The following is a 7784-nucleotide window of genomic DNA, read 5'->3' as shown; positions in this document are numbered from 1 at the left end:
CGGCTCCGGCACCCCGCGAACCGAAGCTCCCCGCATCGGCGCCCTCGATGTGCCGGGCGCCACGCTCCATTACGAGGTCCACGGCAGCGGCCCGGTGCTGTTACTCCTCCCCGGAGGCGGTGCCGACGCCGGCATGTACGCGGGGATGACGACCCACCTCACCACCCGGTACACCACCGTGTCCCTCGACCCGCGCGGCCTGTCCCGCAGCCGGCTCCACCGCCCCCTCACCGAGGGGGAGGACCACGAGGTGACGGTGTGGAGCGAGGATGTCCGACGCCTCCTCGACGCGGTCGCCCCCGGCGAGGAGGCGTACGTCCTCGGGTGCAGCGCGGGGGCGATCGTCGCCCTCGACCTGCTGGCCCGTCACCCGGAACGGCTGCGCCGGGTCGTCGCCCACGAGCCGCCGCTGCTGGACCTGCTCCCGGACCCCGCCCCGCACCGGGCCCTCTTCGCCGAGGTGCGCGAACTGTCGCGGACCGACGGACCCGCCGCCGCCATGGCCCGCTTCACCGCAGGGCTGGGGGAGGAGGGAGACGACCCCTCCGGCGACCCGAGCGGCGCCCCCTCCGGCGACGGGAACCCCGAACCGCCCCCGGCACTGCGGGAGATGGCACCCCGGATGCACGCCAACATGCCGGTCTTCCTGGAACACGTGCTGTGCCCCTTCACCTCCCGGCCGCCGAACCTCGACGCCCTGCGGCCGGTCGCACACAAGCTCGTGCCGGCGGTGGGCCGGGCCTCGCGCGGGCAGGAGGCGCTCCACCGCCCGGTCGTCCGGCTCGCCGCGACCCTCGGCATCGACCACGCCGAATTCCCCGGCGGCCACCTCGGCGCCGTCGAGACCCCCGACGCCTTCACCGCCCGCCTGATCGAGGTGCTCGACTGATGGACCCGGGGCGGGCGCCCCGGCGCGGCGTGTCCCCGGTGTCCCTCAGGCCGGTGCGCCCTCCAGCAGAACGCGGGCCAGTTCACGGGGGCGGGAGAACATCGGCCAGTGACCGGTGTCCATCGTCACCAGTCGCCAGTGTCCGCCCTTCACCAACTCCGCCACCTCCGGCGGCGGAACCTCGCCGTCGAGCAGGCACTTGATGTAGGTGGCCGGCAGCTCGGCGAGCGGACGGGCCAACTCGGCGGGCTCGGTCAGCGAGGCACCCGGGTGGGGGGTGGCACCGGCGACGATCCGCCCGACCTGCTCGTCGCTCAACCCCTGCCCGGCGTACTCCTCGGCCGGCGGCGGCGGCCACCAACCGTCGTTGTCGGCGATGGCCGCCTCCACCATCGCCCGGCCCTCCGGCCAGGCGGAGACGAACGACTCGCCGTCCACCGGCACGTTGGAGTCCACGCACACCAGCCGCGCCAACCGATCGCCGATCAGCGCGGCGGCCTGCCCCACCGGGATGCCCGAGTAGCTGTGCCCGACCAGCACCACCTCGCCCGGGCCGAGGCGCTCGACCTCCTCCACGACATCCCGCACGTGGGTGCGCCGCCCGGCCGGGAGATGCCTCTTCTCCGCGAGGCCGGAGAGCGTCAGCGGGTGGACGTCGTGTCCGGCGGCCCGCAGCTCCGCGGCCACCTCTTCCCACGCCCGGGCCCCCAGCCAGGCCCCCGGTACCAATACGAAGTTCGCCATGCCCGGAAACGTAGCGTGAGGGTCCGACGGAAACCCGCCGACGGGCCGGTGCCGGAAGCGCCCGGCCCGTCGGCGGGAAGGTCGCACCGAGGGGGTCACACGGGGAACTCACACGGGGAACTCACACGGGAAACTCACACGGGGAAGGTCACCCCGGTCAGGTCCTCGGAGAGGGTCCACAGGCGCCGCTGGGCCGCCGTGTCCCTGGCGCGGGCGTCGACCTTCACCGGCACCGGGTATCCGCGGGTCTCCATGAAGCCGTCCGGTCCGTAGTAGCTCCCGCCCCGCGCGCGCGGATCGGTGGCGGCGCGCAGCGTCGGCAGCGCGCCCATCGCCGGGCTCTGGGCGACGAGGGAGCCGAACCGCTTCATCGAGTCGTTCAGCGGTCCGGGCAGGTGGCGCATCAGCTCGGTGGCCGACAGCCCCGGGTGGGCGGCGGTGGCGACGGTGTCGGCCTTCCGGTCCGCCAAGCGGGTCTGCAACTCACGGGTGAACAGGAGGTTCGCCAGCTTCGAGCGGCCGTAGGCGGAGATCCGGTCGTAGGACCGTTCGGCCCGGGGGTCCTCGAAATCGATTTCGGAGCGGAAGCGGTGCGCCATGCTGCTGACGGTCACCACCCGCGAGCCCGGCACCGGCAGCAGGCGGTCCAAGAGCAGGCCGGTGAGGGCGAAGTGCCCCAGGTGGTTGGTCCCGAACTGAAGCTCGAAACCGTCGCGGGTGGTGGCCTTCGGCGTGTACATCACGCCGGCGTTGTTGACGAGGAGGTCGATGCGGGCGTGCTCCGCGCGCAGCCGCTCGGCGGCGGCCCGGACGGAGGCCAACGACGCCAGGTCCAGTTCCCGCACCGAGACCTTCGCCCTCGGTACCGTCGCCGCGATCCGCGCGGCCGCATCCTCACCCTTCTCCGTGTCCCGAACCGCCAGCACCACCGTCGCGCCGCGCTCCGCGAGTACCCGCGCGGTCTCGAAGCCGATGCCGGTGTTGGCCCCGGTGATCACCGCGACCCGGCCGTCCTGTGCCGGCACGTCCGCCTCGGACCACTTCTCCACGACCATTCCTCCACACCTCGTCCGATTCCGGTCCCGGTGCTCCCGCCGCCGGGATCCGCCCCCACGGTATGGGACCGGTGATCGGGAACCGTCGGCGAGGGGCGGTGTGTCCCGGAGCACTCCCCGGGCGGGCGGGACGTTCGGCCGGCCCGCGGTCGGGAGGTGTGGAAACCCCTGCGACGGAAACCCGGACCACATGACCGGGCGAAACGGATACCGCGTGGCGGCCTCGGGAGCGTGGCGCGACGAGGAGGACGGGCACCGGCTCCCCTCCGGGGAGGCACACGCGTGGGAACCCGGCAGGAACGAGACCGTGTGCGGGCTCTCCCTCGCCCGCTCCGGGTTGGTGCGCCTGGCGGGCGTCCCGTGGGCGGACGCGCTTCCGGGGTCCGGCGGCGCCGCCGACCGCGTCCACCGGGTCTGCCCCCGGTGCGCTTCGGTCGCCGGCCGCCGCGGGCCGGACGCCCGTCCCCGGTGGCGCAGGACGAACCCCCGCCCCTGACCGACGGCCGCCGCGGCTTCGGAGGTTTCCGTCCCGCCGATCGGGCTACTCGCCCGCCATGAACGCAGCGAACGGACACGGGCGCGGCCCCGACCGCGCCCATCACACGGCCCGGCACGCACCGTCGCGCCGCCACGCGGGTCCCGGCCGCTTCCTGTCCGCGGTGGACCGGCTGGAACGGTACCCGGGGGCCGACGACCTCATCGACTCCATCAGGGGGAGGATCCACCGCCTGCCGTTGGGCCGCGTCCGGGACCTCCTGCACGGTCGGCCCATCGGCCATCCCGCGCACCCGTTGCTGGTGCAGATGCCCATCGGCGCCTGGTTCTCCGCCGGGGTCCTGGACCTGCTGCCGGGCGAGGGGCGGCGTCGGGCGGCCCGCACCCTGGTGGGGGTCGGAACGGTGGCCGCGGCTCCCGCCGCGTGGGCGGGCTGGGCCGACTGGGCCGAACTGCACCGGCAACAGATGCGGGTCGGCCTGGTCCACGCCGCCGGCAACGTCGCCGCCGTCGGCCTGTACGCGGCCTCCTGGGCGACCCGCCGCGCCGGCCGGCACACCGCGGGCCGGGTCCTGGGCTGGACCGGGTTCACCCTGGTCGGGATCACCGGGGCCCTGGGCGGCCACATGGCCTACCGGCAGGCCTCGGGCGCCAACCACGCCGAGGAGGTGCCCCACCTGGTGAGTCCCGGCTGGCACGCGATCGCCGTGCTCGACGACCTGCCGGTGGGTGAGCCGGTGCGCCGCCACGTGGACGACGTGCCCGTCGTGGTGGTCCGCGGGGGCGACGGCCCCGACGACACCGACGGCACCGTGCACGTGCTGGCCGAGCGGTGCAGCCACCTGGCCGGCCCGCTGTCCGAGGGGACCCTGGAGGACGGCTGCGTGCGCTGCCCCTGGCACGGCAGCCTCTTCAGGCTGTCCGACGGCTGGAACGTCGAGGGGCCGGCCACCGCGCCGCAGCCCGCCTTCGACACCCGGGTCGTGGACGGACGGCTGGAGGTGCGTCTGCGCCACCTCGCGGGCGCGGAGGGGTCCGCGCGGGAATCGGAACCCACCGGCGCGCCGGGTGTCGCCGACACCGCCGACATCCCCGGGGAGCGAAAGCGCCGTCACGGGGGAGAAAGCGGAGGGAAGGCCGCCTGACCGGGGGCCCGCACCACCGATCGCGGGCCCTCCCGTCCCCGGGACCCCCGGCTCCGTCCGGCCGATGTCCCCGCCCCGTTCCCCGGGGGCGTCAGGGCCGGGCGGTGACGGCGACCAGGGCGAGGTCGTCGCGCAGTCCGTCCCCCCACCGGGTGAGGGCGTCGGTGAAGAGCAGGTCGGCGAGTTGCTCGGCGGGCCGGTCCCCCTCGGGGCCGGGCCGGGAGTCCACGAGTTTCGCCAGGTCCTCCGGTTCCCGGTTCAGGTGGGGGCCGGATCCCTCGGTGAAGCCGTCGGTGTACAGGACCAGGCTGTCACCGGGGTGCAGCACCGTGGTGTGGACGGGGAGTTCGGTGAGGTCGAAGGCGCCGAGCAGGGGGCCGTGTTCCTCCAGGAGCCGGGTCCCGCCGTCCCGCCGCCGCAGCAGGGGCGCCGGGTGGCCCGCGGAGGCGATGCGCACCCGTACCGATCGCCCCGGTGGGCCGTCGGGCCGGTCGGAGGGGGCGGACGGCTCCAGAACGGCCTGGACGAGCGTGCAGAAGGGGCTGTTCTCCCGGCACAGGGCCCGGTGGACGATGGGCAGCACCCGGGAGGGATCGGGGTCCTGCTGGGCGGCGGTCCACACGGTGTGGCGCACCAGTCCGGTGACGGCGGCCGCGGCGGGGCCCTTGCCGCAGACGTCCCCCAGCACCAGGACCCACCGGCCGTCGGGGAGCGGGAAGACGTCGTAGAAGTCCCCGCCGATGTCCAGGCTGTCGCCCTGGGCGCGGTAGCGGGCGGCGATGTCCAGCCCCGGCAGCCGCGGGAGGTCGGGGGGCAGCAGCGGGGCCTGGAGGGCCCGGGCGGTGGTGTGGAGTCGGCTCAGGAGGCGGTCCTGGCGGACGCCGCCGGCGATCTGGTCGGCGATGCCGGCCAGCGCCTCCCGGGTCGTCCCGGACAGTGCCCGGCGGGCGAAGAGCGCCATGACGCCCATGAGTTCGCCGTCGGTGATCAGCGGATAACCCGCGAACGCGACCATGCCCTCGCGCCGTGCCCACTGCCGATCGGTGGTGCGGGGATCGTCGATCACCGAGTTGGTCAGGTGCGGTTTGCGGGTGGCGGCGACGAATTCGGCCTCGAGGTCGCCGGGACCGAGGGGGGAGTCGTCGGGGAATCGGGCCCGGGGACCCGCGGCGATCTCCGGGGTGAGCGTGTTCCCGACGGGGTCGTGGAGCCAGATGCGGGCGAGGGCGATGTCCAGCCGGTCGACGACGGCCCGTGCGGAGCGTTGGAGTCGCTGCCGCAGGGAACCACCGCTGGTCATCGCGGCGGCCACGTCCCCGCCCAGGAGGGCGTGCGCGGTGCGTTCGGCCAGTCGCCGCCGGGTCTCGGTGGCCCGGCTGACGTCCTCCAGGAGGACCAGCGTGTGCGCGGTGCCCTCGGGGTCGGTGACGGATTGGGCGCCCAGGCGCAGGATCTGCGGGGCGCCGTCCCCGGCGGTGCGATCGAAGAGTTCGGGCGCGGTGGGGGAGTGGGCGGCCCGGGAGAGGTGCTCGCGCAGTTCCTCCCGTGCCTGTCGGGGGAAGAGCGGGAGGAAGCCGGCGCCGACCGCGTCGGGGCGCAGGGAGAGGATCTCCGCGGCCCGGCGGTTCCAGCCGATGAGGCGGGCGGCGTCGTCCACGGCGACGGCCCCGAGGAGGGCCTGGTGGTGGAGCGGGCCGAACAGGCGTTCCCCGGGCTGCCTCGTGGGTTCGTTCCCGAGGAGGAGTTGACGTTGTGCCGCCGCCCGGGTGGCGCGGTAGGCGTGTCGGAGGGTCAGGCGGTCGAGCAGGGATCTCGCGGCGCGGGGAAGGTCGGCCGGTTGGTCGGCGGGGACCCGGGTGATGTGTGCCGTGGGGGCGAGCAGCGCGAGGGTGGGGAGGCCCCGCCCGTCGTCCGGACCGGTGACGAGGATGACACCGAGCCCCTCGGTCCGGTCCCGCAGCATGCCCAAAAGGTCGGCCGGCGCCGGTACTCCCGCCCCGATGACCAGCAGGGTCGGCCCGGCCGCCTCGTCGGCGGGAACGGTCCCGCCCGGGGGGAGCGGGCGCACCTCGGCCCGGTCACCGAGCTCGGTCCGCAGGCGGGTCGCACCGGCCTCGTCGACGCCGGCCAGGAGCACCCGGACCGGGGGCGGGGCTGCCATCTCACTCCCCCAGCAGCGGTTGTTCGAGCAGGGCCCGGCCCGTCCACATCCGCAGGGTGTCGGTCAGGGGGGCCATCACGTGGGCGGCCCGGCCATCACGCAGGTGGCGGTGCAGGGGGCTGTCCCCGGCGTAACCGATACCGCCGGCCAGGGTGAGTGCCTCGTTGGTCACCGATTCCACCGTCTCGGCGACCTCGGCCTTGGCGGAGAGCAGGGCCGGCAGCCCCTCGGGCCCCCCGGCGTCGGCCTCCTCGGCGGCCTGGTGGATCAACCGTCGGGTGCGCTCCACGCGGGCCCACATGGATCCCAGGCGGTGCTGGACCATCGGCTGCGCGGCCAGGGCGTCGCCGCTGAGGGCGTGCCGGCGGCGCAGCAGGTGTCGGCGGACCTCCTCCAGGGCGGCGGCCGCCACGCCCAGGTAGGTGCCCGCCATGGCGATCAGGAAGTAGGGGGCGACGACGTTGAAGACGTACCAGATCTGGTCGCCCTCCTCGCCGAGCAGACGGGTGCGGGGCAGCGACACCCCGTCCAGGCGCAGGGACCGGGAGTCGTTGCCCCGCATGCCCATGCCCGTCCAGGGCGCGCCCCAGGTCATCCCCGGCGCGTCCGCGTCGAGGAGGACACAGGAGAACCGGCCGGGCAGTGTGTCCGCCCCGCCGGCGACGGTGGAGACGACGTAGGAGTCGGCGTGGCCTCCGTTGGTGACGAAACTCTTCTCACCGGTGAGGAGCAGCCGATCCCCCTTGTTCTCCATGGCGGTCCGGGCCAACCAGAACTCCCCGCCCGTGCCGGGCTCGGAGAGCGCCAGGGTGGTCAGGTGCTCCCCGGCGGCGATGGGCTCCAGGAGGTGCCGCCGTTGGTGATCGGTGGCCCTGGCGGAGATCACGGCGGAGGCGACCAGGTGCATGCCCAGGCAGATGGAGGTCGAGGCGCAGGCCCGGCCCGTCACCTCGCCCACCCGGGCCACGGCCGACAACCCCAGGCCCATCCCGCCGCACTCCTCGGGCACGACGAGACCGCCGAGTTCGGAGAGCAGGGCCGACATGCCCTCGGCCGGCCAGCGGCGCTCGGCGTCCACAAGAGCCGCGTTCGGGGCGAGGACCTCATCGGCCAGCCGTCGGGCCGTGGCCACCGCCACTCCCGGTTCCGTTCCTGTCACCACCGACCGCCTTCGCTCGCCTCGCCGTACGCCGCCAGCATGTTTTCCGCACGACAACCATCCCATGCCTGTGGCCCGGCCCCGGGCCCGGCCCGGTGTCCGGTGTTCCGCGGGGCCGGCCCCGCGACCCCTCCCC

7 protein-coding genes are annotated in these 7784 nt (G+C 74.9%); 3 read left to right on the top strand and 4 right to left on the bottom strand.

Annotation, left to right across the window (positions count from 1 at the left end):
- The first annotated feature begins 49 nt into the window (after positions 1–49).
- A complete protein-coding gene (locus tag FNQ90_RS07240; RefSeq protein ID WP_407699317.1) occupies positions 50–889 on the top strand; it encodes an alpha/beta fold hydrolase in 840 nt (279 codons plus the stop codon).
- A 45-nt stretch (positions 890–934) separates the two neighbouring features.
- Here the strand turns inward: FNQ90_RS07240 and FNQ90_RS07235 are convergent, their stop codons facing one another.
- Positions 935–1633 carry an alpha/beta fold hydrolase gene (locus FNQ90_RS07235; RefSeq protein WP_182605543.1) on the bottom strand — a complete coding sequence of 233 codons (699 nt, stop codon included), beginning with the start codon at positions 1631–1633 and terminating at the stop codon, positions 935–937.
- 134 nt (positions 1634–1767) lie between these two features.
- Positions 1768–2688, bottom strand: coding sequence for an SDR family NAD(P)-dependent oxidoreductase (locus tag FNQ90_RS07230; protein ID WP_182605541.1), 921 nt, complete (start codon positions 2686–2688; stop codon positions 1768–1770).
- Between the two features lie 190 nt (positions 2689–2878).
- On the opposite strand from FNQ90_RS07230, the gene FNQ90_RS27110 reads away from it, so the two are divergent.
- Entirely contained in the window at positions 2879–3184 is a 306-nt protein-coding gene (locus FNQ90_RS27110; RefSeq protein ID WP_228470937.1) for a hypothetical protein, read from the top strand.
- A 58-nt stretch (positions 3185–3242) separates the two neighbouring features.
- On the top strand, positions 3243–4328 hold the full coding sequence (locus FNQ90_RS07225) for a Rieske 2Fe-2S domain-containing protein (RefSeq protein WP_182605539.1): 1086 nt from the start codon (positions 3243–3245) through the stop codon (positions 4326–4328).
- A gap of 91 nt (positions 4329–4419) precedes the next feature.
- Here FNQ90_RS07225 and FNQ90_RS07220 read toward each other — a convergent pair whose 3' ends face one another.
- Positions 4420–6489: a SpoIIE family protein phosphatase gene (locus FNQ90_RS07220; protein WP_182605537.1), complete on the bottom strand. Its 2070-nt coding sequence runs from the start codon at positions 6487–6489 to the stop codon at positions 4420–4422.
- A gap of 1 nt (position 6490) precedes the next feature.
- Positions 6491–7648: an acyl-CoA dehydrogenase family protein gene (locus FNQ90_RS07215; RefSeq protein ID WP_323379822.1), complete on the bottom strand. Its 1158-nt coding sequence runs from the start codon at positions 7646–7648 to the stop codon at positions 6491–6493.
- Positions 7649–7784 lie beyond the last annotated feature (136 nt).

The organism is Streptomyces alkaliphilus, assembly GCF_014141535.1.
Classification (GTDB): Bacteria; Actinomycetota; Actinomycetes; order Streptomycetales; family Streptomycetaceae; genus Streptomyces; species Streptomyces alkaliphilus.
The sequence above is the reverse complement of the archived record's forward strand: the minus strand, read 5'-3'. Positions and strand labels throughout refer to the sequence as shown.